This is a genomic window from Domibacillus iocasae (assembly GCF_001750285.1).
GTDB classification, from domain to species: domain Bacteria; phylum Bacillota; class Bacilli; order Bacillales; family Domibacillaceae; genus Domibacillus; species Domibacillus iocasae.
In genome coordinates, this window is record NZ_MAMP01000024.1 from 496,097 (window position 1) to 521,640 (window position 25,544).

General features: G+C 43.0%; 24 protein-coding genes, 15 tRNA genes, 1 rRNA gene, 1 pseudogene and 1 riboswitch. Of the genes and pseudogenes, 11 read left to right on the forward strand and 30 right to left on the reverse strand.

Annotation, left to right across the window (positions count from 1 at the left end):
* Positions 1 to 29 precede the first annotated feature (29 nt).
* Entirely contained in the window at positions 30 to 854 is an 825-nt protein-coding gene (locus BA724_RS16560; protein ID WP_069939765.1) for an EcsC family protein, read from the forward strand.
* On the opposite strand, the gene BA724_RS16565 is transcribed toward BA724_RS16560, so the two are convergent.
* From BA724_RS16565 to BA724_RS16575, 3 genes are all read right to left on the reverse strand, one after another.
* The gene (locus BA724_RS16565; RefSeq protein WP_069939766.1) at positions 851 to 1,528 is read right to left on the reverse strand and encodes a TrkA C-terminal domain-containing protein; all 678 of its coding nucleotides are present in this window, start codon (positions 1,526 to 1,528) and stop codon (positions 851 to 853) included. The genes BA724_RS16560 and BA724_RS16565 overlap by 4 nt on opposite strands.
* A gap of 52 nt (positions 1,529 to 1,580) precedes the next feature.
* Positions 1,581 to 2,894 carry a SpoVR family protein gene (locus tag BA724_RS16570; protein WP_069939767.1) on the reverse strand — a complete coding sequence of 438 codons (1,314 nt, stop codon included), beginning with the start codon at positions 2,892 to 2,894 and terminating at the stop codon, positions 1,581 to 1,583.
* Between the two features lie 158 nt (positions 2,895 to 3,052).
* Positions 3,053 to 4,789, reverse strand: a complete 1,737-nt coding sequence (locus tag BA724_RS16575; RefSeq protein WP_069939768.1) for a phospho-sugar mutase — start codon at positions 4,787 to 4,789, stop codon at positions 3,053 to 3,055.
* A 202-nt stretch (positions 4,790 to 4,991) separates the two neighbouring features.
* Here BA724_RS16575 and BA724_RS16580 point away from each other — a divergent pair, with 202 nt between their 5' ends.
* On the forward strand, positions 4,992 to 5,408 hold the full coding sequence (locus BA724_RS16580; protein ID WP_069939769.1) for a disulfide oxidoreductase: 417 nt from the start codon (positions 4,992 to 4,994) through the stop codon (positions 5,406 to 5,408).
* Between the two features lie 4 nt (positions 5,409 to 5,412).
* A complete protein-coding gene (locus BA724_RS16585; RefSeq protein ID WP_069939770.1) occupies positions 5,413 to 5,889 on the forward strand; it encodes a thioredoxin family protein in 477 nt (158 codons plus the stop codon).
* 36 nt (positions 5,890 to 5,925) lie between these two features.
* Here BA724_RS16585 and BA724_RS16590 read toward each other — a convergent pair whose 3' ends face one another.
* On the reverse strand, positions 5,926 to 6,276 hold the full coding sequence (locus BA724_RS16590) for a DUF5365 family protein (protein WP_069939771.1): 351 nt from the start codon (positions 6,274 to 6,276) through the stop codon (positions 5,926 to 5,928).
* 92 nt (positions 6,277 to 6,368) lie between these two features.
* Here BA724_RS16590 and BA724_RS16595 point away from each other — a divergent pair, with 92 nt between their 5' ends.
* The 5 genes from BA724_RS16595 (at position 6,369) to BA724_RS16615 (ending at position 11,153) form a co-directional block, all read left to right on the forward strand.
* The gene (locus BA724_RS16595; RefSeq protein ID WP_069939772.1) at positions 6,369 to 7,277 is read left to right on the forward strand and encodes an RluA family pseudouridine synthase; all 909 of its coding nucleotides are present in this window, start codon (positions 6,369 to 6,371) and stop codon (positions 7,275 to 7,277) included.
* Between the two features lie 47 nt (positions 7,278 to 7,324).
* Positions 7,325 to 7,942, forward strand: a complete 618-nt coding sequence (locus BA724_RS16600) for a DUF47 domain-containing protein (RefSeq protein ID WP_069939773.1) — start codon at positions 7,325 to 7,327, stop codon at positions 7,940 to 7,942.
* A gap of 13 nt (positions 7,943 to 7,955) precedes the next feature.
* Positions 7,956 to 8,954 carry an inorganic phosphate transporter gene (locus BA724_RS16605; protein WP_069939774.1) on the forward strand — a complete coding sequence of 333 codons (999 nt, stop codon included), beginning with the start codon at positions 7,956 to 7,958 and terminating at the stop codon, positions 8,952 to 8,954.
* 166 nt (positions 8,955 to 9,120) lie between these two features.
* On the forward strand, positions 9,121 to 9,732 hold the full coding sequence (locus BA724_RS16610; RefSeq protein ID WP_069939775.1) for a nitroreductase family protein: 612 nt from the start codon (positions 9,121 to 9,123) through the stop codon (positions 9,730 to 9,732).
* A gap of 119 nt (positions 9,733 to 9,851) precedes the next feature.
* A complete protein-coding gene (locus tag BA724_RS16615) occupies positions 9,852 to 11,153 on the forward strand; it encodes an NCS2 family permease (protein ID WP_069939776.1) in 1,302 nt (433 codons plus the stop codon).
* Between the two features lie 38 nt (positions 11,154 to 11,191).
* Here the strand turns inward: BA724_RS16615 and wrbA are convergent, their stop codons facing one another.
* Positions 11,192 to 11,788, reverse strand: a complete 597-nt coding sequence (gene wrbA / locus BA724_RS16620) for an NAD(P)H:quinone oxidoreductase (protein ID WP_069939777.1) — start codon at positions 11,786 to 11,788, stop codon at positions 11,192 to 11,194.
* 71 nt (positions 11,789 to 11,859) lie between these two features.
* Entirely contained in the window at positions 11,860 to 12,993 is a 1,134-nt protein-coding gene (yhbH, locus tag BA724_RS16625; RefSeq protein WP_069939778.1) for a sporulation protein YhbH, read from the reverse strand.
* A 72-nt stretch (positions 12,994 to 13,065) separates the two neighbouring features.
* Here yhbH and BA724_RS18700 point away from each other — a divergent pair, with 72 nt between their 5' ends.
* Positions 13,066 to 13,239 (forward strand): hypothetical protein, encoded by a 174-nt coding sequence (locus BA724_RS18700; RefSeq protein ID WP_169818569.1) that lies wholly within the window; start codon positions 13,066 to 13,068, stop codon positions 13,237 to 13,239.
* Positions 13,240 to 13,275: 36 nt separating this feature from the next.
* Here the strand turns inward: BA724_RS18700 and BA724_RS16630 are convergent, their stop codons facing one another.
* The 5 genes from BA724_RS16630 to BA724_RS18705 form a co-directional block, all read right to left on the reverse strand.
* Positions 13,276 to 15,159, reverse strand: a complete 1,884-nt coding sequence (locus BA724_RS16630) for a PrkA family serine protein kinase (RefSeq protein WP_069939779.1) — start codon at positions 15,157 to 15,159, stop codon at positions 13,276 to 13,278.
* A gap of 292 nt (positions 15,160 to 15,451) precedes the next feature.
* Positions 15,452 to 15,922 (reverse strand): tRNA (uridine(34)/cytosine(34)/5-carboxymethylaminomethyluridine(34)-2'-O)-methyltransferase TrmL, encoded by a 471-nt coding sequence (trmL, locus tag BA724_RS16635; RefSeq protein WP_069939780.1) that lies wholly within the window; start codon positions 15,920 to 15,922, stop codon positions 15,452 to 15,454.
* A gap of 27 nt (positions 15,923 to 15,949) precedes the next feature.
* Positions 15,950 to 17,086: a tRNA epoxyqueuosine(34) reductase QueG gene (gene queG / locus BA724_RS16640; protein WP_069939781.1), complete on the reverse strand. Its 1,137-nt coding sequence runs from the start codon at positions 17,084 to 17,086 to the stop codon at positions 15,950 to 15,952.
* 97 nt (positions 17,087 to 17,183) lie between these two features.
* A complete protein-coding gene (gene thiC / locus BA724_RS16645; protein ID WP_069939782.1) occupies positions 17,184 to 18,923 on the reverse strand; it encodes a phosphomethylpyrimidine synthase ThiC in 1,740 nt (579 codons plus the stop codon).
* A 116-nt stretch (positions 18,924 to 19,039) separates the two neighbouring features.
* A riboswitch (TPP riboswitch) is annotated at positions 19,040 to 19,156 on the reverse strand.
* A 186-nt stretch (positions 19,157 to 19,342) separates the two neighbouring features.
* On the reverse strand, positions 19,343 to 19,507 hold the full coding sequence (locus BA724_RS18705) for a hypothetical protein (RefSeq protein ID WP_169818570.1): 165 nt from the start codon (positions 19,505 to 19,507) through the stop codon (positions 19,343 to 19,345).
* A gap of 197 nt (positions 19,508 to 19,704) precedes the next feature.
* Here BA724_RS18705 and BA724_RS16650 point away from each other — a divergent pair, with 197 nt between their 5' ends.
* Complete coding sequence (locus tag BA724_RS16650; protein ID WP_375143351.1) at positions 19,705 to 20,640, forward strand: SDR family oxidoreductase; 936 nt, start codon at positions 19,705 to 19,707, stop codon at positions 20,638 to 20,640.
* A gap of 104 nt (positions 20,641 to 20,744) precedes the next feature.
* Here the strand turns inward: BA724_RS16650 and BA724_RS16655 are convergent, their stop codons facing one another.
* Both BA724_RS16655 and BA724_RS19260 read right to left on the reverse strand, forming a co-directional pair.
* Complete coding sequence (locus BA724_RS16655) at positions 20,745 to 21,467, reverse strand: metallophosphoesterase family protein (protein ID WP_069939784.1); 723 nt, start codon at positions 21,465 to 21,467, stop codon at positions 20,745 to 20,747.
* Positions 21,468 to 21,576: 109 nt separating this feature from the next.
* Positions 21,577 to 21,806 (reverse strand): annotated as a pseudogene (locus BA724_RS19260) (DUF2188 domain-containing protein).
* Between the two features lie 88 nt (positions 21,807 to 21,894).
* Here BA724_RS19260 and BA724_RS16660 point away from each other — a divergent pair.
* A complete protein-coding gene (locus BA724_RS16660) occupies positions 21,895 to 22,740 on the forward strand; it encodes an STAS domain-containing protein (RefSeq protein ID WP_069939785.1) in 846 nt (281 codons plus the stop codon).
* 50 nt (positions 22,741 to 22,790) lie between these two features.
* Here the strand turns inward: BA724_RS16660 and BA724_RS16665 are convergent, their stop codons facing one another.
* The 17 genes from BA724_RS16665 to rrf form a co-directional block, all read right to left on the reverse strand.
* Positions 22,791 to 23,663, reverse strand: coding sequence for a hypothetical protein (locus BA724_RS16665; RefSeq protein ID WP_069939786.1), 873 nt, complete (start codon positions 23,661 to 23,663; stop codon positions 22,791 to 22,793).
* A 193-nt stretch (positions 23,664 to 23,856) separates the two neighbouring features.
* Positions 23,857 to 23,940 (reverse strand) — tRNA-Leu (locus BA724_RS16670).
* Between the two features lie 9 nt (positions 23,941 to 23,949).
* A tRNA-Cys gene (locus tag BA724_RS16675) sits at positions 23,950 to 24,023 on the reverse strand.
* An 11-nt stretch (positions 24,024 to 24,034) separates the two neighbouring features.
* A tRNA-Gly gene (locus tag BA724_RS16680) sits at positions 24,035 to 24,109 on the reverse strand.
* A 5-nt stretch (positions 24,110 to 24,114) separates the two neighbouring features.
* Positions 24,115 to 24,189: transfer RNA gene (locus BA724_RS16685), tRNA-Gln, on the reverse strand.
* A 12-nt stretch (positions 24,190 to 24,201) separates the two neighbouring features.
* Positions 24,202 to 24,277 (reverse strand) — tRNA-His (locus BA724_RS16690).
* 22 nt (positions 24,278 to 24,299) lie between these two features.
* Positions 24,300 to 24,373: transfer RNA gene (locus BA724_RS16695), tRNA-Trp, on the reverse strand.
* 6 nt (positions 24,374 to 24,379) lie between these two features.
* Positions 24,380 to 24,463: transfer RNA gene (locus tag BA724_RS16700), tRNA-Tyr, on the reverse strand.
* Between the two features lie 24 nt (positions 24,464 to 24,487).
* Positions 24,488 to 24,563, reverse strand: a tRNA-Thr gene (locus tag BA724_RS16705).
* 4 nt (positions 24,564 to 24,567) lie between these two features.
* Positions 24,568 to 24,643 (reverse strand) — tRNA-Phe (locus tag BA724_RS16710).
* Between the two features lie 24 nt (positions 24,644 to 24,667).
* Positions 24,668 to 24,744: transfer RNA gene (locus tag BA724_RS16715), tRNA-Asp, on the reverse strand.
* Between the two features lie 6 nt (positions 24,745 to 24,750).
* Positions 24,751 to 24,824, reverse strand: a tRNA-Met gene (locus BA724_RS16720).
* 10 nt (positions 24,825 to 24,834) lie between these two features.
* Positions 24,835 to 24,910: transfer RNA gene (locus BA724_RS16725), tRNA-Val, on the reverse strand.
* A gap of 4 nt (positions 24,911 to 24,914) precedes the next feature.
* Positions 24,915 to 24,989 (reverse strand) — tRNA-Glu (locus tag BA724_RS16730).
* Positions 24,990 to 25,024: 35 nt separating this feature from the next.
* Positions 25,025 to 25,116 (reverse strand) — tRNA-Ser (locus BA724_RS16735).
* 5 nt (positions 25,117 to 25,121) lie between these two features.
* Positions 25,122 to 25,196, reverse strand: a tRNA-Asn gene (locus BA724_RS16740).
* Positions 25,197 to 25,217: 21 nt separating this feature from the next.
* Positions 25,218 to 25,333 (reverse strand): 5S ribosomal RNA (gene rrf, locus BA724_RS16745).
* Positions 25,334 to 25,544: the final 211 nt, after the last annotated feature.

Here is a 25,544-nt window from a genome sequence, read left to right on the forward strand (position 1 = left end):
AATCAATTTAGAGAGGCAGGGATAAACAAATGGAAACAAAAGAAACCCTTATGGAGCATCTGCAAAATATTGAAAGATGGGAAAACGATCAAAAAGGATTATGGATATGGGACCGTATTGCACGACTTCCTTTTGCGATCCTTGATAAAATGACACCTTCTTTTATTCAAGGAAAAATCGGTGCATTGCTGGATGAGCTTGGTTATTACATCCAGAGCGGAGGAAAATATTTAACAAAGCAGAGCAGTATTTTGAAAAAGCTGGAACGATATGCTCAAACACCTGTTCACACAATTGATGATGTGAAAAATCTGCCTCTTTCCGCTATGGATGAGACGGCTTTATCCATTCAAAAATCGTATACGGGTGCCGCAACCGTTCAAGGAGCGACAACTGGTATCGGCGGCATATTTACATTGGCGGTTGATATTCCGGCTACGCTCGCCTTGTCCCTTAAAACGCTGCAGGAAATTGCTGTCGCTTACGGTTATGATCCAAATGAACGGGAAGAGCGGGTTTTCATCATTAAATGTCTTCAATTTTCTTCCTCTGACATTGTTGGGAAACGGGCGATTTTAAAAGAAATCTCCGATTATGCCAACCGCGGCAATAGCAAAGAAATGATTTCACAATTGCAGGGCTGGCGTGAAGTGGTACTTTCTTACAGAGAACAATACAGCTTAAAGAAAATATTCCGTCTTATACCGTTTGTCGGCATTATTTTTGGTGCGCTCTCTAATCGCTCGATGATTGAAGACTTGTCGGACACGGCGATGATGCTCTATAGAAAACGGCGCATTTTAGAGCGACTGGCTCAACAAACAAACGAAACCGAATCGGACATCCACATTTAATGTGGATCGTCTGATTCGGTTTCGTTTGTGAGATCCTCGATCACTTGGCGGTTCCCATACAAATAAAGCTTATCCCCGGCTTGAATTATTTCACCAGCCAGTTCCTTCCGTATATTCATTTCCCCGCGCTTAATAAACAATAAATTTACATCCCGGCCTTCTTTAAACACCTCTTTCACTTTTTTTCCATCCAACCGGCTGTTTTCTTCAATGGCAACGTCCGTTACGATGTCATCTTCCTCTAAAAAGAGCGCTTCTTTGATCGGCAGTTCCGAAATATCAAGATTTTTTTTCATTTCGTATTCAAATCGATGCTGGAGGAGCTTTTTTGTCATTGGTGTTTTTCCAAGGATAAAAACGACAAGCAGCACCGCACTGATTATCATGAGTTTGTTTAGCCGTAAATCATCAGACAATATATTGGTAATGGCTGAAATGATCACAGCCAATGAAAAAGCTCCGAATAAAATAAGGAACATGCTGATGCGGCGCCGGATCGGGTGGTCAGGAATCAGCTGTGATTCATCCGTCGTAAAACCAGTGCTCGTCAGCATTGAAATCGCCTGATAGCGGGCTACTTCTTTTTCAAGACCGGTCAGCGTAAATGCGATGACCGAGATTTCAATAACAAGTGCAACAATTAGAAAATAGAGAATGATAAAAATAAAGCCCATGTCCTGCCTTCTTTCTAAGACATCGTTTTTCCCTTTATCTTTCCCGCATGTATTAAGTTGTAAACATAGGCCCGTATTTTCGCTTCAGCCCATCTGCACTTTGCGTAAAAATAGTCACTCGTCCATCTATAACGGTTGTTAAATGAACGGGTTTCCCCCAAAGGGTATAAATATGTGGAATTGTTTGCTCTAAATAGCCTACATCAAGCTCTTTCTCTTCATATGTGTGCAAAATGTGTAAATCTTCTTTTCCATCCGTCACATAAAGCGATGGGAATCCTCCATTCACTTTTGATGAAACCAGCTGATTTCGCACATTCTCCCACTCTTTATCTGTAATGGTCCAATGGGCTCCTTTTTTCTCAAACAGATAAAGATCTTCCTGCTCGACAAATTCCTTCGTAATATAGTTGCGCAGAAAAGAAAGATCGGATTCCGTTGCACGAATATCGAAGAGAATATCCCGGCTGCCGTGCTGTTTTTCAATGTACTCATATAGCTTTACACCGACGTAATATGGATTCAAGCCCATTTTAGACGGCTGCACGACATCCGCGTTCAGACGGGCGTAATCAATCGCTTCTGACTCCGTTAAATCTAGTTCCCTCATAATGCGCATATGCCAATAAGATGCCCAGCCTTCATTCATGATTTTCGTTTCCATTTGCGGCCAAAAATAAAGCATTTCCTGCCGGATAATCATAACAATTTCACGCTGCCAGTCGTTTAAAATCGGACTATTTTGAGCTATAAATGCCAGCAAATCCTTTTCATAAATTGTTTCTGCTTTTTTCTCGAATGGCTTCTCTTTTTCCATCAGATCATCGTATTCATATCGATAAAGTGGCGGATTTTCTGTTTGATGCGAGCCAATATGTGCATGCGGGTCCACGTGCTCTTCAATCGATAAAACCGCATCCAGAAACATCTCGACCTGTTCAATTCCATGCTCGTCTGTCAGCTGATCAATTCGCTCGGCAGCAGATGCCATTGATTTTTCCATTTGATTATTTGTTTTTTGAAAATGAGCGTTGTTTTTAAAGAAGTCGGAATGCGCTAAAACATGTGCGACAATAAGCTTATTTTGAACGAGCGAATTTGTATTTAACAGAAAAGCCTGACATGGGTTTGTATTCATGACCAGTTCATATATTTTACTGAGCCCCATTTCATAGTGAAGCTTCATTTTATAAAATCGTTTTCCAAATCGCCAATGAGAAAAACGGGCAGGCATTCCATAAGCGCCAAATGTATAAATAATGTCCGCCGGGCAAATTTCATAGCGCATCGAATAAAAATCCAGCCCAAATCCGGCTGCGATATCTGTAATTTCATCGATTGCATATTGAAGATCATCATGCTTCATCCGAATCCCCCCTGCTCCATTGTATGCACGGAAAAAGCAAACATGAAAAAGAGAGACAGAATAGAATCTGTCTCTCTTTAGGCCTGTACGAAGGTGTTGCGACATCCGGATCACCAATCGGACAAGGCCCAGGACGCGGCGTAGTTAGCCTTTAATCCTTATTGTTCGAGCATTTCCTGCACCCGGTTCATAAAGTCTTCTTGTACAAAAGCAAGCTTTTCAGTCACCGCTTCCAGTGAGTCGGCTTTCACACCGAAATAAAACTTCACTTTCGGCTCGGTTCCCGATGGACGGGCGCATACCCATGTACCGTCTTCAAGAAAGTATTTCAACACATTGGAAGAAGGCAGCTCAATGGTTTCTTTCCCATTTGTAGCGATCACGGTCCGTTCACCTGTTTGATAATCTTCCACTGATTCAACCGCAATTCCAGCAATGGATTCCGGTATCTGCGCGCGGAAAGCCGCAAGAAGCCCGGCGATCTGCTCTGCTCCATCTTTTCCTTTCAGTGTCAGTGACTGAAGGCCTTCTTTGTAATAACCGACCCGCTCATATAAATCAATGAGTGCATCATGCAGTGTTTTTCCTTGTTTTTTGTAATACGCGCACGCTTCAACAGCCATCAGCGCCGCTTGTACCGCATCTTTATCCCGGGCAAAATCGCCGATTAGATAACCGTAGCTTTCTTCGTAGCCAAATAAAAACTTGTACTCACCGGATTTGTTATACTGCTCAATTTTTTCTCCGATAAATTTAAAACCGGTTAACACATCTTCACACGAAATGCCATACTGCGCTGCAGCAGCTCGTCCAAGCTCGGATGTGACAATCGTTTTAAAAATACGGCCATTTTCGGGCAGCGTGCCGTTTTCTTTTTTGCGGGATAAAATATAATCAACCAGCACTGCGCCAGTTTCATTTCCTGTTAAAAGCACATAGCTGCCATTTCCGTCCTTTACGGCAACGCCAAGGCGGTCCGCATCTGGATCTGTGGCGATCAAAATATCTGCCTCGACCTTCTGTCCATCGCGGATAGCGAGTTCAAACGCTGCTTTTTCTTCCGGATTTGGCGATTTCACCGTGGAGAAATTTGCATCCGGCTGTTCCTGCTCCGTCACAACCGTAACGTTTTTATAGCCAAGGGCCTCAAGCGCCTGGCGGACCGGTTTATTCCCTGTACCGTGTAATGGGGAAAAAACAATTTTTACATCGGATTCTTTTGACGCTTCGGGCCATTCAGAAATAGTAACCAGCTTGTCTACATACACTTGGTCTATCTCTTTACCAATCAGTTGAATAAGTCCTTTTTCTTTCAAAACGCCTTCATCTTGAACGTTAATTTGGAGTTCATCGCCTGCCGCGTAAACATGATCAATCACACGATCCGCTGCTTCAGGTGCAAGCTGAGCACCATCCGGGCCATATACTTTATACCCGTTATATTCAGGCGGGTTGTGACTGGCTGTAATAACGATGCCGGCATAGGCATTTAATTCGCGCACAGCAAAAGACAGCTCCGGCGTCGGGCGAAGTTCATCGAACACGTATGTTTGAATACCGGCAGACGCAAGCGTTTTTGCACTTTCAATTGCAAATTCAGGTGACTTATGACGAGAATCATAGGCAATGGCTACACCACGTTTTTTTGCTTCTTCGCCTTGTTCCGTTATATAGGCAGCGAGTCCCGCAGAAGCTTTACGGATTGTATACACATTCATTCGGTTTGTCCCGGCGCCAATTTCACCGCGCATACCGCCCGTACCGAATTCAAGATTTTTGTAAAAAGCATCTTCTAAACTTTTTTCATCTTCTTCAATTGAAACGAGCAGTTCGCTCATTTCTATATCAAGTTCGGCATAACTCTTCCATCTTTTGTATTCTTCTTTCCAGGCCACAGGCAATCCCTCCAAACTATTATTTTCTATATCATACCATCTGTTCTGTTCTTTTTACAGAATTAAAAAGCAGAAAAGAGCATTTCTTTCCATTTAAAATGGAGGGAAATGTAAGGGGCACTCGCAATATTTTACTTTTCGCCTATATTCAGACTATAATGCTAATGTTCAGCAATTATTTTGATCATAGGCGGGATTTAATGTGCTAAAAAAAGAAAACTTGCTCTTTACCGCATGGGCTGCGTCACTCACCGCAATGCTCGGCAGCCTTTACTTCTCAGAAATTGCCGGTTATGAGCCGTGCGAGCTTTGCTGGTATCAGCGCATTCTCATGTATCCACTCGTATTAATTCTAGGTATTGCTGTTGTAAGAAAAGATGTAAAAGCAGCCATTTATTCGCTGGCGATGTCTGCAATCGGCGTTCTTATCTCACTCTATCATTACGGCATTCAAAAAATTGATTTTTTAACGGATGCCGCTCCTGCATGCGGTCGCGTACCGTGTACAGGGATGTATATTAACTGGCTTGGGTTCATTACGATCCCCTTTCTTGCATTGACTGCTTTTTCCATTATTTTTATTTCCAGCTTGATGATTTTAAAAAGAAAAGGAGACTAATCAATTGAAAAAAGTGATTATTTTTGCGATTGTAATGGTCGTTATTTTTGGTGCAATTGCCTTCATTACACAGTATCAGAAAGAACAGGCATCGGAAGGAAATCCATATGGCAAGGATGATCTCCACACGGAAACGGTAAAACAGCTTGATGATCCGAACTATCAAAATATTATTCTTCCAGATGATCTTCAGAAAAAATTGGAAGATGGTAAAGATGCGGTTGTTTATTTTTATAGCCCGACTTGCCCGCACTGCAAGGAAACAACTCCTGTCCTCATGCCAATTGCCGATGATGAAAATGTGGAAGTGCTTCAGTACAATCTGCTTGAGTTTGAGCAGGGCTGGAAAGATTACGGCATCGAATACACACCAACACTTATTTATTTTGAAAACGGCGTTGAAAAAGACCGGCTTGTCGGCAGCCAGCCGGAAACGGAATGGACGGCCTTTCTTGGCCAAACAAAAGAAGAACAGCAATAAAAAAATGGCCTTCCATGGAAACGGAAGGCCATTTTTTTATTTGGAAAAGTGCGCCGGTTTATGTTCGGTGAAAAATGATAACGGAAACGGAAAAGCAATTTGATAGCTTTGCAAGGTATGAATGCTTTCAGTAAACAACGCTTCATAACCGGATGAAATCGATGACGTTTCCAAAATAGAAATAATGGTATTAAGCGCGGTGATAACACGTGATGCATCATCAAGAGATTCCACATATTCCAGTGTTTTGCCGTCAATAGAAAAAAGCTTTTCCACTTCAACAAACTCTTCCTGAATATAACGAGGAAAGACTTGTTTCGACAAGTAAGAACATAAGCTTTTTATTTTTTCTTCTTGTTCAATTGTCGAAGACATAAGCATGGACATGATTTACAGCCACCTTTATTTGCAGTCTCCCCCAAGAATACCATACAATTCTTGCAGAGAGAATAATTATTTGTCAGTAAAGGATGAAGTCAATGAACACAATGCGACAAGGAATTATGCATATTATACAAATAGATACTGCTTGGGGCGGCTTGACCATTGAAGATCTTTTTTCAGTAAAATGGGCGCTCCCTAAAAAAATGATTCATACATGGCGAATGGAAAAGTCGGTTCTCCTGAATGGCCAGCCCGCTGACTGGCGCCAGCCATTCAACAAACACGATCGCTTGTCTATTCCATTATTCCGTCCTGGTCCGTTTGGTGCAGACCCTGCTTATCCGCCTCCCGTTATTTTGTACGAAGATGACCATCTTCTTGTTGCGGATAAGCCATCCGGCATGAAAACACACCCGAATGAACCCGAAGAAAACGATACGCTTTTAAATGGTGTCTGCTACCATGTTTCACTCACCGGGGAAACGCTGCCTGTGCGCCACGTGCATCGATTGGATGAAGGAACGAGCGGTGCTGTCTTATTTGCAAAACACGAAGCGGCTTATGCCGTGTTGTCCCGCCTGCTTGAGCAAAAGGAAATTTTCCGGACGTATTATGCTGTTGTGGATGGAGAAGTAAAAAAAAGAAACGGCGTCATTACAAAGCCAATTGGAAAAGATCGTCATCATCCGTCCAGGCGGCGAATTTCATCAAATGGGCAGTCAGCAATCACTCACTTTAAACGAGTAGCTGTGCAAGATGGAAAGTCACTGCTCGAATGCCGGCTTGAAACAGGCCGCACCCATCAAATTCGCGTTCATCTGGCTTCGATCAACCACCCGATTACCGGTGATATGCTGTATGGAGGCAGTCGAACATTTTCACGCCCGATGCTTCATGCAGCCACATTAACAATCCCTAACTATTTTGCAAATGATTGCGTAACCGTTTCAGCGCCTGTTCCAAATTCGATAAAAAAGCTTTTTAAAACGACATTTTTCGAGTAAAATGGGAAAGTTAGCGTTATATCTATATATTTTAGGGGGCCTTTACGGTGTTTAAACAGAAAAAAGATAAGTTCTCGCTGTTGCTGGAGTCCATTGCCTTGAATTTAAAAGAAGGGGCTTATTACTTCGCAGAATATAAATTAAAAAATGCCGGCGATTTAAAGATCTTTTCTGATGAAATGAAAAAATTCGAAACAAAAGGCGACGAGTTTATTCATGAAATCATTAAAGAGTTAAATCATACATTCATTACGCCAATTGAGCGGGAAGATATTTTAGCACTTGCAATGAGCATGGATGATGTATTGGACGGACTCGAATCAACTGCTGCCATGTTCGAAATGTATTCTATTACTGAAGTCGATGAATATATGCTGAAATTTGTCAACGCGATTCAATCATGCGCAGATGAAATTGTGAAAGCAATTGACTTGCTTTCTGTTAAAAAGCTGCAGGCGATTCGGGCACACGCCATTCAAATTAAAGAACTGGAAACTGTGTGTGACGGCGTGCTGCGTCAATCCATTAAGCATATTTTCACGATTGAGAAAGATCCGATCCGCTTGATTAAAATTAAAGAGATTTATGAAAACCTTGAAGACATTGCTGATTTTTGCCAGGACGTTGCGAACACACTTGAAACTATTATCATGAAAAACGCATAAGGGGTCTTGACTGTTGGATACATTATTTCTTATTACCATTTTGGTTGTTATTTTTGCGCTTGCATTTGATTTTATAAATGGGTTTCATGATACCGCCAACTCGATTGCGACCGCTGTATCGACAAAAGCCCTCAAACCAAGGCAAGCCATTATTCTCGCCGCTTTTATGAATTTTGTTGGGGCAATGACGTTTACAGGCGTGGCCAAAACGATCACAAAAGATATTGTTGATCCTTTTATGCTTGAAAATGGTTCTGTCGTTATTTTAGCAGCGCTTACTGCGGCTATTTTTTGGAATTTGCTTACTTGGTACTATGGCATTCCCAGCAGTTCATCACATGCGCTCATCGGATCAATTGCCGGGGCTGCTATTGCGGCAGCAGGTTTTCAAGCACTTAACTACGAAGGCTTTTTCAAAATTCTTCAAGCACTTATTGTGTCTCCGTTATTAGCATTTGCAATCGGTTTTATTGTGTACGGCCTATTCAAAGTTATTTTTAAAAATAACAATTTAGCGAAAACAAATCGAAGCTTCCGGACATTTCAGATTTTCACCGCTGCGCTTCAGTCGTATACCCACGGCACAAATGACGCACAAAAAGCGATGGGTATTATCACGATGGCACTGATCGCCGGTAATCATCAGCAGACGACCGATATCCAGCTTTGGGTACAAGTTTCATGTGCTCTTGCAATGGGACTCGGCACCTCAATTGGCGGATGGAAAATTATTAAAACGGTTGGCGGAAAAATCATGAAAATCCGCCCAGTGAATGGCGTTGCGGCAGATCTTTCCTCCGCGATGATTATTTTTGGCGCAACTGTAATTCACCTTCCTGTTAGTACGACACACGTCATCTCATCTTCTATACTCGGTGTCGGCACCTCTCATCGGGTTAAAGGTGTTAAATGGGATACTGCCCAGCGGATGCTTATAACGTGGGTTATTACACTTCCTGTGTCTGCTACAATTGCAGCGATTTGCTACTATATTTTAAATATCTTTTTTTAAGCTGAATCCACATGGATTTAGCTTTTTTTGTCGAGAAAGCTGATTTCTTGACGAATAAATGAATATTAATTAAAGTGAGAAACGGATACTTATTACGAAAAGTAATTAATGAACGATTTTCCCTGATTATAACAAGGGAAATGAAAATTTAGGAGGATTTGCTTTTATGTCTGATTTTTTTGAAGTGGCATTAAGCCGCCGTTCGGTCAAAGTATACGATCCGAATGCTCATATATCGCAAGAAGAATTAACGGAACTGCTAGAAATGGCCGGACGCGCGCCATCTGCTTGGAATTTGCAGCAATGGCACTTCCTCGTTTTTCACGGGAAAGAAGTACAGGAAAAATTGCTTCCAATTGCTTATAATCAGCAGCAAATTGTCGACGCTTCAGCTGTTATTTGCATATTAGGGGATTTAGAAGCGAATTTAAACATTAACCCTGTTTTTGATCCACAGGTAGAAACGAACGAAATCACACCGGAGTTGAAAGAAATTTTAGCCGGACAGATTAACGGTGCCTACAAACGCGCTGAATATCCACGTGATGGAGCTATTTTAAACTCATCACTCGCAGCGATGCAATTTATGCTGGCGGCACGTGCGAAAGGGTATGATACTTGTCCAATCGGCGGCTTTAACGCTTCTGGTTTAGCAGACGAATTTAACGTGCCTAAACGCTATTTGCCAACGATGCTCATTACAATCGGCAAAAAGCTTCAAGACGGCCGTCCAACTGACCGTCTCCCAATTGAAACGTTAATCACATATGCAAAATAAGCTTTATAAAGCTGCTTCATAATCGAGGCGGCTTTTTGAATTGCCCCTTGCATCACCTGCTGAAAACGTCTAGTATTAATTTTGGATTTTTAATGATTGTTTTGTGGAGGAATGGAAGAATGTTCAAACTAACTGAACACGGAACGACCGTCAAAACGGAACTGCTTGCCGGCTTGACGACGTTTTTAACGATGGTGTACATCGTAGTGGTTAATCCGCTTATTTTACAAGATGCTGGCGTACCGTTCGAACAAGTCTTTACAGCGACCATCATCGCTGCAGTTGTGGGCACACTTTGGATGGGCTTGTTCGCTAACTATCCGATCGCGATTGCGCCCGGAATGGGAATGAATGCATACTTTGCATACTCTGTTGTCGGCTCACATGGCGGCATCACGTACGAAACGGCGTTTGCGGCTGTTTTCATTTCCGGCATTTTATTTGTGCTTTTATCGCTGACACCGCTCCGTGAAAAATTGATCGAAGCGATACCCGCAAATTTAAAACACGGCATCTCCGCCGGTATCGGCTTGTTTATCGCGTTTATCGGGCTTCGGCTTACCGGTATTATTGCTGCGGATGAAAACAACCTCGTCAAGCTTGGCGACTTGCACAGTCCGTCCGCGCTGCTTGCATTATTCGGCCTTGCCATCACGATTATTTTAATGGTTCGCGGTATAAACGGCGCTCTGTTTATCGGGATGATTATTACCGGTCTTGTCGCCTTTTTTACTGGCCAGCTTTCATTTAATGACGGATTAATCGGTGCTCCGTCCATGCCGGAAGGATTGATTGCCTTTAATCCGATTTCTGCCTTTGGCGATGTTATTGCGCATGGCTTATATGCAGTTGTGTTTTCTTTCCTGCTTGTTACAATTTTTGATACAACAGGTACGATGATCGGCGTAGCCCAACAAGCCGGGTTAATGAAAGGCAATACAATGCCACGGGCGCGCCAGGCGCTTCTTGCTGACTCCGTTGCGACGTCTGTCGGCGCCATGACAGGTACAAGCCCGACGAGCGCATACATTGAATCGTCGACTGGCGTTGCTGCCGGCGGACGAACAGGCTTAACGGCTGTGACCGTTGCTGTTTTATTTATACTTGCTGCCTTCTTTGGTCCGCTCGTCTCTGCTGTCTCGGGGATTTCCGCGATTACAGCACCAGCACTCATTATTGTCGGCTGCCTCATGATGGAAAGTGTCGCAAAAATCAACTGGAATGAGCTTGATGAAGCATTCCCTGCCTTTTTGATCATTTTAAGCATGCCGCTGACATCCAGTATCGCAACCGGTATTGCGCTTGGGTTCGTCTCTTATCCACTTGTGAAAATGGCACGTGGACGCTATAAGGAAGTTCATCCGCTCGTGTATATTTTTGCGGTTTTATTCTTTTACCAGCTAGCCTTTTTGCCACATTAAAAAATCCGCTCCGGTTCAGCTGCCGGAGCGGATTTTTTCTATAGATGAGACAATGCTTTAGCAACCGATATAGTACGTTTTGCCTGATGTTTAACAGCCGCTTCCACGTTCTCTTTCATCCCGTTTTCTCCAACTGTTACGCTTGTGCCATACGGATTCCCCCCTGCTTCAAATAAAACCGGGTCGGTGTAGCCAGGCGCTGCAATAATTGCACCCCAATGATACATCGTTGTGTAAAGCTGGAGGATCGTCTGCTCCTGCCCGCCGTGCGGATTTTGAGCGGATGACATGGCGCTGACCACTTTATTGGCTAATTTCCCTTTTGCCCAAAGACCGCCTGTCGTATCAATAAATTGTTTGAATTGTCCAGGTACATTTCCGAATCGTGATGGGACGCTGAAAATGATCGCATCTGCCCATTCTAAATCATCAAGCGTGACCTCTGGAATGCTTTTCGCTTCTTCTGTATGAGCTTTCCATGCAGGATTTCCTTCAATCACCGATGCCGGGGCTGTTTCCGGTATTTTTAATACTTTCACATCCGCTCCCGCTTCTTCACCGGCTTCTTTCGCCCAGTTTGCTAGTTTTAAATTCGTCCCAGTCATGCTGTAATAAATAACAGCTAATTTGGCCATATTTTATTCCCCTCCCATGCGTCGTTCATTCTTTATACAGTTTGCCCGCTAGAGAAAGGAATAAAACATGTTTATTCATCCTGATGAAAAAAGTAAGAAAGTGCCGGGTAAACATCTTCTCTTTTCCGAATCACATACGATTTAAACAATGGATTTTGCACTTTTCGAAAAGCGGACATAAGTGGTGTCGTCCGGTTATATTGATTGACTTCTCCGTAGCCGAACATGCGGCAGTATGGGAGTACTTTTTCAAGAAGGGCCACACATTGCGAATTGTCTGATGCAAGGTTATCTCCGTCAGAAAAATGAAATGGATAAATATTATATCGATCCGGTGAGTATTTTTTCTCCATTAAGCTTAATACAAGCTGATAAGCAGAAGAACAAATGGTCCCGCCGCTTTCGCCTTTTGTAAAAAAATCCTTTTCTTCCATTAATAAGGCTTCTGTATGATGTGCGATAAAAACGATATCCACAGACGTGTATTTTTTTCGCAAAAACCGGGTCATCCAGAAGAAAAAGCTGCGGGCAATGTATTTCTCAAATGGTCCCATGCTGCCGCTCGTGTCCATCATGGCAAAAATAACGGCTTTGGACTGTGGGGTTTTTTCCTCATTAAAGGAACGAAAACGCCGATCTTCGGGCCGAACAGGAAAAAAGGATGTTTCCCCCCCTAGAGAATTCCGTTTAAAAGCTGCCAGTAACGTTTTCTTTTTATCGATGCGGGCCGTCACACCTGTTTTACGAATATCGTTAATCGTCCAGTCGGTTATGATGGATTCCTCTTTTTCTTTTTCTGCTAAATTTGGAAGCGCCAGATCCGAAAAAAGTGCTTCTTCGATTTCAGCCATGCTCACTTCCGCTTCATAAAAATCTTCTCCTCGTTGATTACCTGCTTTTTTGCCCTGCCCCGGTGCACTCTTTTCATCTCCGGCCCGGGCGATGGCATCTCCTACTTCACCTTTCCCCTGTCCGGCATGTGACGACTTTTCATCCGAATAGCGGATTTTGTACTCCTGCAATGAACGGATCGGCAGCTTTACGGTCCGCTTCCCATCAGACATAATAATCTGTTCTTCAGTCACCATGTCCGCCAAATTCTTTTTAATCGCTTCTTTTACTTTTTGGCGATGCCGTTCCTGGTCATCAAACCCTTTCCGGTGCAGAGACCAGTCTTCTTCAGACAAATGATAAAACGGCTCCATTCCCTTTCCTCCCCCAGTTTAATTTTGCCAAGACAGGGTATACTTTTAAAAATGAACGAGAGGTGACTCATCATGAATTTTAAAGAGCGTGAAACAGAGCCTGTCAATTCTATGGTCACAAGCTTTGAAGACATGGAAATCCTTGGCCGTCAAATGGAACGCCAGCGGACAAACGAAGAACTAGAGCAGCATGATCGTCAGCCAGACCCTGTACAATACGATAAATCAGCGGATGGAAAGCAATAACCCGGCTGCCTGCAACCGGGTTCTTCTCTTTTTATCTTATCGATTTAAAAGTCCACCGACGTAACGGAGCAGTTCGTTGGCAGAAACCGAGTTATAGCCGCATTCATCAATAAGCCGGGCGGTCACTTCATTTATTTTTTTCAGATGTTGTTCATCCGGCGTAACAGAAGACGTTGTAATTTTCACAACATCTTTTAAATCGGAAAACAGCTTTTTTTGAATGGCATCCCGCAGCCGGTCATGCTCGCGGTAATCGAATTTTTTTCCTTTCCGTGCATAAGCGGAAATACGAATGAGCATTTCTTCACGGAATGCTTTTTTGGCGTTTTCGGAGACGCCGATTTGTTCTTCGATTGACCGCATCAGACGCTCGTCCGGGTTGATTTCTTCTCCAGTCAGCGGATCATTTAATTTTACTTTATTGCAGTACGCCTCCACGTTATCCAAATAATTATCCATGAGCGCCCGAGCCGATTCTTCATACGAATACACAAACGCTTTTTGCACTTCTTTTTTCGCTGTTTCATCGTATTGCTTCCGCGCTTCGGAAATAAACTGCAAATATTTCGTCCGCATTTCTTTTGAAATGGATGGATGTGAATCCAGCCCATCTTTTAATGAGCGGAGCACATCAAGCGCGTTAATCGAGTTGGTCCCTTTTTTAATGATAGCAGCAGAAATCCGGTTCATCACGTAGCGTGGATCAATCCCATCCATTCCTTCGTCCGGAAATTCTTTTCTTAGCTCATTAGCATCAAGTCCGGTTAAGCCTTCCACTACCGCACCATCATACAATTTCATTTTCATTACGAGATCAATATTTGCCCGACTTGATTCTTTTAAGCGCGTTAAAATGGTGAACATGGCAGCAGTGCGAAACGTATGGGGTGCAAAATGAATTGACGCCGCTTCGCTTTCATGAATCATTTTTTCATAAATTTTTTCTTCTTCCGTTACTTTTAAATTGTATGGAACCGGCATAACAATCATCCGTGAATGAAGAGCTTCATTTTTCTTATCTGCGATAAATGAACGGTATTCAGTCTCATTTGTATGAGCAATAATCATTTCATCTGCTGAAATAAGGGCAAACCGTCCTGCTTTAAAGTTTCCTTCTTGAGTAAGTGATAAAAGGTGCCATAAAAACTTTTCATCGCATTTCAGCATTTCCTGAAACTCCATCAAGCCGCGGTTGGCAATATTCAGCTCACCATCAAACCGGTATGCACGAGGGTCGGATTCTGATCCGAATTCCGCAATTGTTGAAAAATCGATACTGCCGGTTAAGTCCGCAATGTCTTGTGATTTCGGGTCAGATGGACTGAACGTACCGATCCCTCTCCGACGGTCTTCCGAGAAGAAAATGCGTTCAACCGGCACATCTTCAATCCGGCCGCCAAATTCATGCTCAATACGGTACGCATTTAATGGCGAAAGCGAGCCTTCAATACGAATGCCATACTCTTCAAAAAAATCCTCCCGGAGCTCACGAGGAATTAAATGAAGTGGATCTTCCGCCATCTGGCAGTTTTTAATCGCGTAAACTGCACCTTCATCTGTACGTGTGTATTGTTCAAGCCCGCGCTTTAACATCGAGACAATCGTTGATTTCCCACCCCCGACAGGTCCCATCAGCAGTAAAATCCGTTTCCGTACATCCAGCTTTTTTGCAGCCGGATGAAAATACTCTTCAACAAGTCGTTTAATCGGTTCTTCAAGACCGAAAAGCTCACGGCTAAAAAAGTCATAATGGCCATCTGTTACGCCGAACGAACGGATCATGTTGTATATACGCGCATGTGCTGGCATCGCAATGTGCGGCTTCTCTTTCACAAGCTCTAAATACTCCCGGAATGTTCCTTCCCAGCGCAGCTTGTCTTCTTCGGCACGGCATGTTTGAATTTTATCGAGTATCGTCATAAATGGCTCCCTCCGCTCCGCACTCTAATGGGCGTATTTATCGGATTTTATGCGCGGACAAACAAATTTATGAGAAAAAGAAGCGTTCACATTCGATATCGTTTCCGTTATAATTAATGAAGATTGATACGTTTACATTATAGGAAGGAGCTTATTTCCATGAGACTTTTAGGCATTCTTTTTGTCTGTGCAGCTTTTTTAACAGCAATTTTTACAGCAGGCTATGATGACAAACCAGGCACAAAGTGATGAATATAAAAAAGCTGCACCGAAAAATTTCGGTGCAGCTTTTTTAATGAAGTCCAGGAAACCCTTGCTGACGAAGTGCTTCGTATACAAGAATAGCCGCAGTATTGGATAAATTAAGCGAACGGACGTGATTGTTCATTGGAATGCGCAGGCAGCGGTCAATATTTGCCTGAATTAACTCTTTCGGCAATCCCGTCGTCTCTTTTCCAAACATAAAATAATGATCCTGTTCGGTATCACTGTAATCAAATTTCGCGTGATCCTGTGTGCCGAACTTTGATAAATAATACATATTGCCATTATTTTTCTCAAAAAAATCATCAAGCGAATCGTAATACGTAATATCGACGAACTCCCAATAATCAAGTCCCGCACGTTTGAGCATTTTATCATCTGTTGAAAATCCAAGCGGACGGATTAAATGAAGCGGAACACCCGTCGCCGCGCATGTTCGCGCGATATTTCCTGTATTAGCCGGGATTTCCGGCTGATATAACACTACATGAACAGCCACAAACTTTCACTCCTTTTCAAAACATCATTATAGCACGGAACGAATCGACTGCAGTGCTTTTTTTAGCTCTTCTATCACTGCTTCTTCTTTTTCCCTCAGCAGCGCTTCATGTAACTGCGCTTCCGCTTCCCTGCCGCCAATTTGACCGATTGCATACGCCGCGGTTTCTCTTATAACCGGACGTGGATCTTCATGCAGAGCATTGGCAAGCGCCGGCAGAGAAGACACTTCTTTAAAGTGTGCCAATGCAATGATCGCATTTCGCTGAATCGGCTTTTTGCCTCGCCAAGAACCTGACATCCGGCCGAATCGTTCTTTAAATTCTTTATTGCTCATCGACAACAGCGGCTCAAGTAATGGTTTTACCTGCTCATTCTCGGGAATCATTTCTTCATGCCGCAGCGTGTGTTTTCCTTTATTTTCAGGGCAGACTGTCTGGCATGTGTCACAGCCATATAATCGATTTCCAAGATGTTTACGAAACGGCTCCGGTAAAACGTCTTTCGTCTGTGTTAAATAAGCGATGCAGCGTTGTGAATTTAGCTGGCCGCCCTGAACAAGCGCACTTGTCGGACATGCATCAATACATTTTGTGCATGTTCCGCACTGGCTTTCCATTGGCCTATCCGGCTCGAATGGAACGTTAGTCAGCATTTCCCCCAAGTACACGTATGAGCCAAATTCCGGCGTAATAATAGCGCAGTTTTTTGCACTCCAGCCAATGCCCGCCCGCTCTGCCACTGCTCGGTCCGACAGCTCTCCTGTGTCAACCATTGACTTGAACTGCACGTCTGGCAGCTTTTCCTGTAAAAACTGTTCCAGCAGATGCAGCTTTTTTCGCAAAATGATGTGATAATCTTCTCCCCACGAAGCACGGCAAAATAAGCCGCGCCGCTCGCCTTTTTTTCCTTTTGGCGCCCCATCAAGTTTCGAAGGGTAGGCAAGTGCGATTGCAATAATCGAACGAGGCTGATCAAGTAAGAGAGCGGGGTTCGTCCGCTTATTAATATCTTTTTCTTCAAAGCCCGACGCATAGCCCAGTTCCTGTTGCTGGATCAACCTTTGCTTTAACTCAAGAAATGGATCGGCCGCAGCGAATCCGATTTTATCAATGCCGATGTCTTTGCTGTAGTCAATCAATTCCTGCTTTAACTGCCGGTACATCTCTCTCCTCCATTCCATAGAAAACAGGCAAACGGGAATCCCGTCTGCCTGTTTGTTTTTCTTATTATTTCATAAAAGTGCGATAAAGTCGAGCCGCTCAGCTGTAAATGCGGCTGCCCGTCTCTACGAATTCCTGCGACTTTTCTTTCATCCCCTCTTTTGCCGCCTGCTTGCGCAAATCATGGGAAATACGCATGGAGCAGAATTTTGGTCCGCACATCGAGCAGAAATGAGCTGTTTTCGCCCCTTCCGCCGGCAGCGTTTCGTCATGATATTCACGCGCCCGGTCAGGATCAAGTGATAAATTAAACTGGTCATGCCATCTGAACTCAAAACGTGCTTTTGACAATGCATCATCCCGCTTTTGAGCGCCTGGATGCCCTTTAGCCAGGTCAGCTGCATGTGCGGCAATTTTATACGCAATAACGCCTTCCCGCACATCGTTTTTATCCGGGAGGCCCAGATGCTCTTTCGGCGTCACATAACAAAGCATAGCCGTTCCGTGCATTGCAATCATTGCTGCACCAATAGCCGAAGTAATATGATCATATCCTGGCGCGATATCTGTTGTAAGCGGTCCAAGTGTATAGAAAGGCGCCCCCTGGCAAATATCGATTTCTTTATCAATATTTTCTTTAATTTTATGAAGCGGCACATGTCCTGGTCCTTCAATCATGACCTGCACATCATGCTTCCAGGCGATTTTTGTCAGCTCGCCAAGTGTTTCAAGCTCTGCGAATTGTGCTTCATCGTTCGCATCAGCAATCGATCCTGGGCGAAGACCGTCTCCAAGCGATACCGAGATATCGTATGCTTTAAGAATTTCACAAATCTCTTCAAAATGTGTATAAAGGAAATTTTCTTCATGATGAGCGAGGCACCATTGGGCCAAAATAGAACCACCGCGCGAGACAATACCTGTCGTCCGTTTAATTGTCATTGGGATGTAGCGAAGGAGCACGCCAGCATGAATCGTGAAATAATCAACGCCCTGCTCTGCCTGCTCAATGAGTGTATCCCGATACACTTCCCACGTTAAATCTTCCGCAACGCCTTTTACTTTCTCAAGCGCCTGATAAATCGGAACCGTCCCGACCGGCACTGGCGAATTACGAATAATAAATTCACGCGTTGCATGAATATTTTTTCCGGTTGATAAATCCATAATCGTATCCGCACCCCAATGCGTTGCCCACGTCATCTTTTCCACTTCTTCTTCAATCGATGAGCTGACCGCCGAGTTGCCGATGTTCGCATTTACTTTCACATGAAAACGGCTTCCGATAATCATTGGTTCATTCTCAGGATGGTTAATATTCGCCGGTATAATAGCGCGTCCGGATGCAACCTCCGCCCGTACGATTTCAGCATCCATGTTTTCACGAATCGCCACGTATTCCATTTCAGGGGTAATGATGCCTTTTTTCGCATAATGCATCTGCGTTACATTTTTACCAGACAACGCCCGTCTTGGTGTATGATGAAAATCCGGCTTAAACATTGCTGCTGTTTCTTTAACACCGTTGTCTTCCGGCTTTACTTCCCGGCCGGTATACACTTCTGTATCGTTTCGCTCTGCTATCCATTGCTCTCTCGTCCGTGGCAGCCCTTTATGTACGTCTGCAATAAAACCTGCTTCCGTATATGGCCCACTTGTATCGTATACAGTAATGGGTTCATTTTTAACAATTCCCGCATCTGTTTCTGTGTCACTTAATTCAATTTTCCGAAATGGAACACGTACATCTCCACGTTTTCCCTCGACATATACTTTCGTACTTGCCGGGAATTGCGCCTGCAGATCGATTTTTTCACTTTCCAGTCGATTATTATTCATCCTATTTCCTCCTTGTGCCTGCTGAACCGATCTGGAGACCATACACAAGAGAAAATAAAAACGGGTTCTTTTAATAAATAAAAGAACCCGTGAAATAGTGTAATGAACGGCACATAAATGCCGTGCCCCTACTTCCCTACGCTGGTACTGGCCAGATCAGGTTCGAAGGGTTAAAGAGCCTTATAAACGCGCTCTTCTCTCAGTCCGGCTAACGGACACCCCCAGCAGATATATATGAAACTGTTTAAACAGTAACATAGACAGAACATTGTGTAAAGTCGTTTTTTTCTTAAAATACTAAACAGTTGTTAATTTTCTTGTTGATTTATATCGGTTTGGAATAAAAAGATATCAATGAAATGAGAAGAGTTCTTACATTAAAATCAAAAACGTTACTTACCGAATAAAAAAATATTTGATTAAATAATTGGATAATTTCTTACATAACGCGGGTTGGTATAATAAGGCGGTCTCGGTCCTATTTTGGGCATTAGCCAGGAATCGGACATGTACACCATTCTCACTTTTTGGTTTGATTTGTTTTGCAGCAAAAGCTTTACTTCCTTATTAAATTCATAGTACATTTAACAGCCTCCTTTTATCTTCTTCTTTTTATCTTATTCATATTTCACAAATTGGAGCAAGTCCATTCCATCATGCATTTTTGAAAGAATACACCTTATTTTTCAATCCAACATACAGTACATAGAAAAGTAAATTCTGCAGGAGGTTTCCCATGAAGGAAAATCAACAAAGGGACAATTTAGAACAAATCCGGAAGATGCAGGAAATGTTTGAAGCAAGCAAAATAACGTATCCGTACCCTATGTACCCTAACTACGGAAAAATAACACGCTATGAAGAAATTCCAATGAATATGCCGGAACAGCGCCAGCTCTCTCATCCTGGCGTTGAAGGACTGATGGTTCCTCTGCCTATCATTGAAAACCCGAATTACTGTGGCAGTGGAAAGCTGGCAGGGAAGGTTGCACTTATTACAGGCGGTGACAGCGGTATTGGGGCTGCCGTAGCCATCGCTTTTGCGAAAGAAGGCGCTAACGTTGCCATTGCTTATCTGAATGAACATGAGGATGCCAATCGGACAAAGCGGAGAATTGAAGAGCTCGGGCAATGCTGTCTGCTTCTGCCCGGTGATTTAAAGGATAAACAGCAGTGTATTTCAATTGTTGAAAAAACGATTGAAACATTTGGCTGCCTCGATATTCTCTGTAATCATGTCGGGATCCAGTTTCAGCAGCTAAGCTTGTTAGATATAACAGATGAACAATTCGATAATACATTTAAAGTAAATATTTATTCTCATTTTTATACAACAAGAGCCGCCCTTCCTTATTTAAAACCTGGAAGCTCTATTATCAATACATCTTCTGTTGTAACTTATGTGGGTGAGAAACAAATGATTGATTATACTGCCACCAAAGGAGCCAACGTTGGTTTTACACGTGCCTTGGCAAAGAATGTTGTCGACCAAGGCATCCGGGTAAATGCCGTTGCACCGGGGCGTATTTGGACACCGCTCATTGCAGCAAGTTTTTCTTCCGACCAAGTGGCTGTATATGGGGCGTTTAATCCAATGCAGCGTGTAGCCCATCCATTTGAACTTGCGCCGACTTATGTTTATCTGGCTTCTGATGATTCACGTTTTGTTACCGGTCAGGTACTGCATGTTGACGGTGGTGAATCAACCCATTCATAATATTCAGCCTCCCTAAATGAAACAAAGAAAAAACACCTCCCCGTTCAATACTAGCTTGCTGCTAATATTCGATCAAGGAGGTGTTTTTATGCGGGCTTATACTATTACATTATACTGCCTTTTCGAATAACATTGCACATCATTTCAGCATTCGGATAATTGAGGTCCTGATATTGATTGATTACTTTTTCACAATTGTATTCAACGCGTTCAATAGATGTGCTGACACGATTTCCTTCAATGTCAACAATTGCATAAGAAGATTTTTTCACTCCGTCAAACGGAAGCCCTACACTGCCAGTATTGATAACCATTTTGCCATTGATGTAGCGAATATATGGTTTATGTATGTGTGCATATACATACATTTCAGAATCAGTAGATGACATTAATTTTGTTTTAATGACTTCATCCGACTCACTTGGAAGAACAACCTCAAACAAACTATCAGGTGTTGCGTGAAAAACGTTAATTGCCAAGCCAGATACATCAAAACGAAGATCGGTTGGCAATTGAGCCAAATAATCAAGGTCAGTCTTGGTTAATTGGGAAACAGTCCATTCTCTTTCCTTATTCATCATTTCAAGTGCCTGATCCGGAACCTCTCCTTCTTGAACTCCTCTTAACACCCATTCATCTGCATTTCCTTTAATAACGTCTGTTTTTAGTGACTGTATAAGTTCCAATGATCGTTTTGGCTCCGGTCCACGGTAGCAAAGATCGCCAAGCACATAAATCTTGTCAATCCGTTTTGTTTCAATATCTTTTAATACCGCTTCAAGAGCAACAGCATTGCCATGAACATCAGAAATAAAAGCGATTTTCATAAAATAAACTCCTTTTTAACCATATTTCTTTTATCGTATCATGACAATCAAAAGTCCACAAAAAAGCAGTGCAACAAATAGTGATCATGCACTGTTTTTTAGACAGCTATTATTCTTTTGGCAGATAAAAGTCATTTCCATACCTGTCTTTAGCCCTGATTTTTCTGTCACGGCGATGAACCACTACTTCACTGCCTTGTTTTTTTGCTGTCTCTACGGCAGCGGCAATCGCTCGCTTTGAGTGCTATGTTTTGAAGACGCTCTGGAATGACCCGCTCCTTTCAATCGCCAGCTCCCATCCTTATGTTCAGAAACATGCTGACCTGCCAAAAGAAACACTCCTTCCCGTAAAAATATAATTCTTTTTGGCAATAAAGAATTATATACTATGTCTAAAGGGATTTTTATGAGGGAGTAGGCATAGTGAATGAGAGATGAACTGCATTATATAGGAAAAAAAATCGTTCAAAATGAGTTTGAACTCGCAAAAGAAGTAGATGATATTCAAAACAATGACTATAAGCATCGACTCGAAAGCTCTGGGTTTCCGGCATCTGAATTTACGGCATACAGGGCTGAACTACTGCGGTACTTTGGAGAAGCATTGTACATGAATTTTGAAGAAATCGTTGAGAAAGTGAACACCTGGGGTGAAAAGGTTGCCAACAAAGCAATCTATTACAACATTTCATTAAGCGATTCTTTAATAGCGATCTCTAATTATCGCACCGTTATTTGGAATGTTTTTACCGAAGAGCTGGAGCAAAGAAAATTCGCTGCTAAAACCATGCTGGATGTATCAAAAATAATTGATCCCTTATTTGATAAAGTGAGCCGTATTTTTGGTGAAACCTATGAAAATAATAGTAAAAGGTTAATGGCAATTGCCTACACGGCACTTGAAGAGTTATCTGTTCCTGTAGTTCCAATAGCGACAGGAATAGCTGTCATCCCTCTTGTAGGAGCAATAGATACGCATCGGGCGCAGTTAATAATGGAAACAGCATTAAGAGAAGGTGCCCGGCTAAAGATCTCTCATTTCATCTTAGATATTTCAGGTGTGCTTATTATTGATACAATGGTCGCCAATCAAATTTTTCAAATCATAAAGGCTTTAAAACTAATCGGCATACAGACCATCTTAACTGGAATACGTCCTGAAATTGCACAGACCATTGTCAACCTGGGTTTAAACTTCAACGAGATCAAAACACATGCAAGCTTGAAACAAGCATTAAAAGAACTAGGTTTTAATAATGAAAAAAATTGTTAAAATAAAAAGCTCACCTAACAAGTGAGCTTTTTTGGTTTGCATGACTGCTTTTATTCGGCATTATTTCTTTCCAACTTTTCTTTCATTTCCGAAACAGGAACATTTGTTTTCTCTCTTTGCTCCCCACCCTCTAATTCCTCTAATTCTACTCTTGTTTGAGGAAAACCATTTGCCTGCCAGTCATCTCTGTACTGAGCGTCTAATGCAGTCAGTCCTTTATATGCTTCTTCTCTTTTTGCGTCAATACTTTCAACATTATCCTTTTTTAATAATGTTGACTCATCAGCAATAAATTCTTTATTTTTCACTATCTTGCTCACGATCATCTCATTTGAATCAGTTGATTCTTGTTTCTCCTCACCCGTTACTTTCAACTTAGAGCCGATTCCATTTTTAATGCCCGCCACTACTTTATGGGTTCCAGCTTTAATTCCACTTTCTAATTTTTGCATGGTTGTAGAAGCTGTTTCGTGGTTATTGTCGGTATCCTGCTTTTGTTGATAAGCATTCAAGGCTAAAACGATTCCAGTTGTAAGTAACGCTGTGGAACCGACTACTACACCCATCGTCATTTCTTTTTCTTGAATAGTCGAATTCATTTTATCCAGCATTTCTTTTTCCTTTTCCATCATTTTTTGCTGCGTTTCAATCCCGGTCTTTACCCCTTCAACTGTTTTATTAATTCCGTCTTTTATCATCTCTTCTTCTATTTCAATTCCACTTTTAATGAGATCTGTTGTTTTTTCAGTTCCTGTTTTCACTTTATTTTTTATTCCTTTTTTCATTTCCTGCATTGCGCTAAACTTTCGATTTTGTCTTTCGAGCATTAATTTTCTACGTTGATATCCCTTTGATACTTTTACTGCACCTGCAGACGCTAAGGCCGAGGATCCAACGATAATACCCATTGTAGATGTTTTCATAAATATCCCTCCAGTAATAATAGTTAATAAGGCTATTACCGAAAATGAGACTTGCTAAACGGTTTCTTTCACAGTCAATACTATTTGTCTATAAATTTTCGTTAATTTTAAGAAAGAAGGCGGACAAATAGTAAAAAAAAACCCTTCAAAATGTTGAAGGGTTTTTTTCTCTATTAAGAGTCTGTACTGTACATACCGGCGGCCGGGGTCGAACCGGCACTCCCGTGAAGGAACTGGATTTTGAGTCCAGCGCGTCTGCCAATTCCGCCACGCCGGCAAAAAATAATGGAGGCGGCAACCGGAATCGAACCGGTGGTAAAGGTTTTGCAGACCTTGGCCTTACCGCTTGGCTATGCCGCCTCAACTGAATATGGAGCGGAAGACGGGATTCGAACCCGCGACCCCCACCTTGGCAAGGTGATGTTCTACCACTGAACTACTTCCGCATAAATGGCTGGGCTAGAAGGATTCGAACCTTCGCGTGACGGAGTCAAAGTCCGTTGCCTTACCGCTTGGCTATAGCCCAATTTTGTAAAGATGGGGCGATCGAGGGGAATCGAACCCCCGAATGTCGGAGCCACAATCCGATGCGTTAACCACTTCGCCACGACCGCCATCATATTTAATTCGATTGATTGGCAGGGGCAGTAGGAATCGAACCCACACCGGAGGTTTTGGAGACCTCTGTTCTACCGTTAAACTATGCCCCTGTAAAATGGTGGAGGGGGGCAGATTCGAACTGCCGAACCCGAAGGAGCGGATTTACAGTCCGCCGCGTTTAGCCACTTCGCTACCCCTCCACAGCTTAACTACATTTCAAAAAATGGTGCCGGCAAGAGGACTTGAACCCCCAACCTACTGATTACAAGTCAGTTGCTCTACCAGTTGAGCTACACCGGCAACATGGTGGCTCAGGACGGAATCGAACCGCCGACACAAGGATTTTCAGTCCTTTGCTCTACCAACTGAGCTACTGAGCCAATTAAAATGATATGTATAAAAAATGGCGGTCCGGACGGGACTCGAACCCGCGACCTCCTGCGTGACAGGCAGGCATTCTAACCAACTGAACTACCGGACCAAACAATTGCGGGGGCAGGATTTGAACCTGCGACCTTCGGGTTATGAGCCCGACGAGCTACCGAGCTGCTCCACCCCGCGATAATAATAATGGTGGAGGATGACGGGATCGAACCGCCGACCCTCTGCTTGTAAGGCAGATGCTCTCCCAGCTGAGCTAATCCTCCATAATGGTGACCCCTACGGGATTCGAACCCGTGTTACCGCCGTGAAAGGGCGGTGTCTTAACCGCTTGACCAAGGGGCCATAAAAAATATTTATATGTATTTTCTAGAGTATACTGGCGGAGAGCAAGGGATTCGAACCCTTGAGACAGCGGTAACCGTCTACACGATTTCCAATCGTGCTCCTTCGACCTCTCGGACAGCTCTCCAAAAATGGCTCCGCAGGCAAGACTCGAACTTGCGACCGATCGGTTAACAGCCGATTGCTCTACCACTGAGCTACTGCGGAATAAATAGTATAGATAATTCCGCCAGGCGGCGTCCTGCTCTCACAGGGGGAAACCCCCAACTACCATCGGCGCTGAAGAGCTTAACTGCCGTGTTCGGGATGGGAACGGGTGTGACCTCTTCGCTGTAGCCACCTGACTCTTTTGCGACATTCATTATTATAACATAACAAATAGTTTTTGCAAGAAATTTTTATATTCTTTCAAAACTGGATAGAAGCGTTTATTGTATGGGCATAAATCCTTCGGGATACACAGCCAAGTGCTGCCTGCCTCCAGCTAGCCTGAAGCCTGCTGGGGCATGTCAATTGATTAAGTCCTCGATCGATTAGTATTCGTCAGCTCCGCGC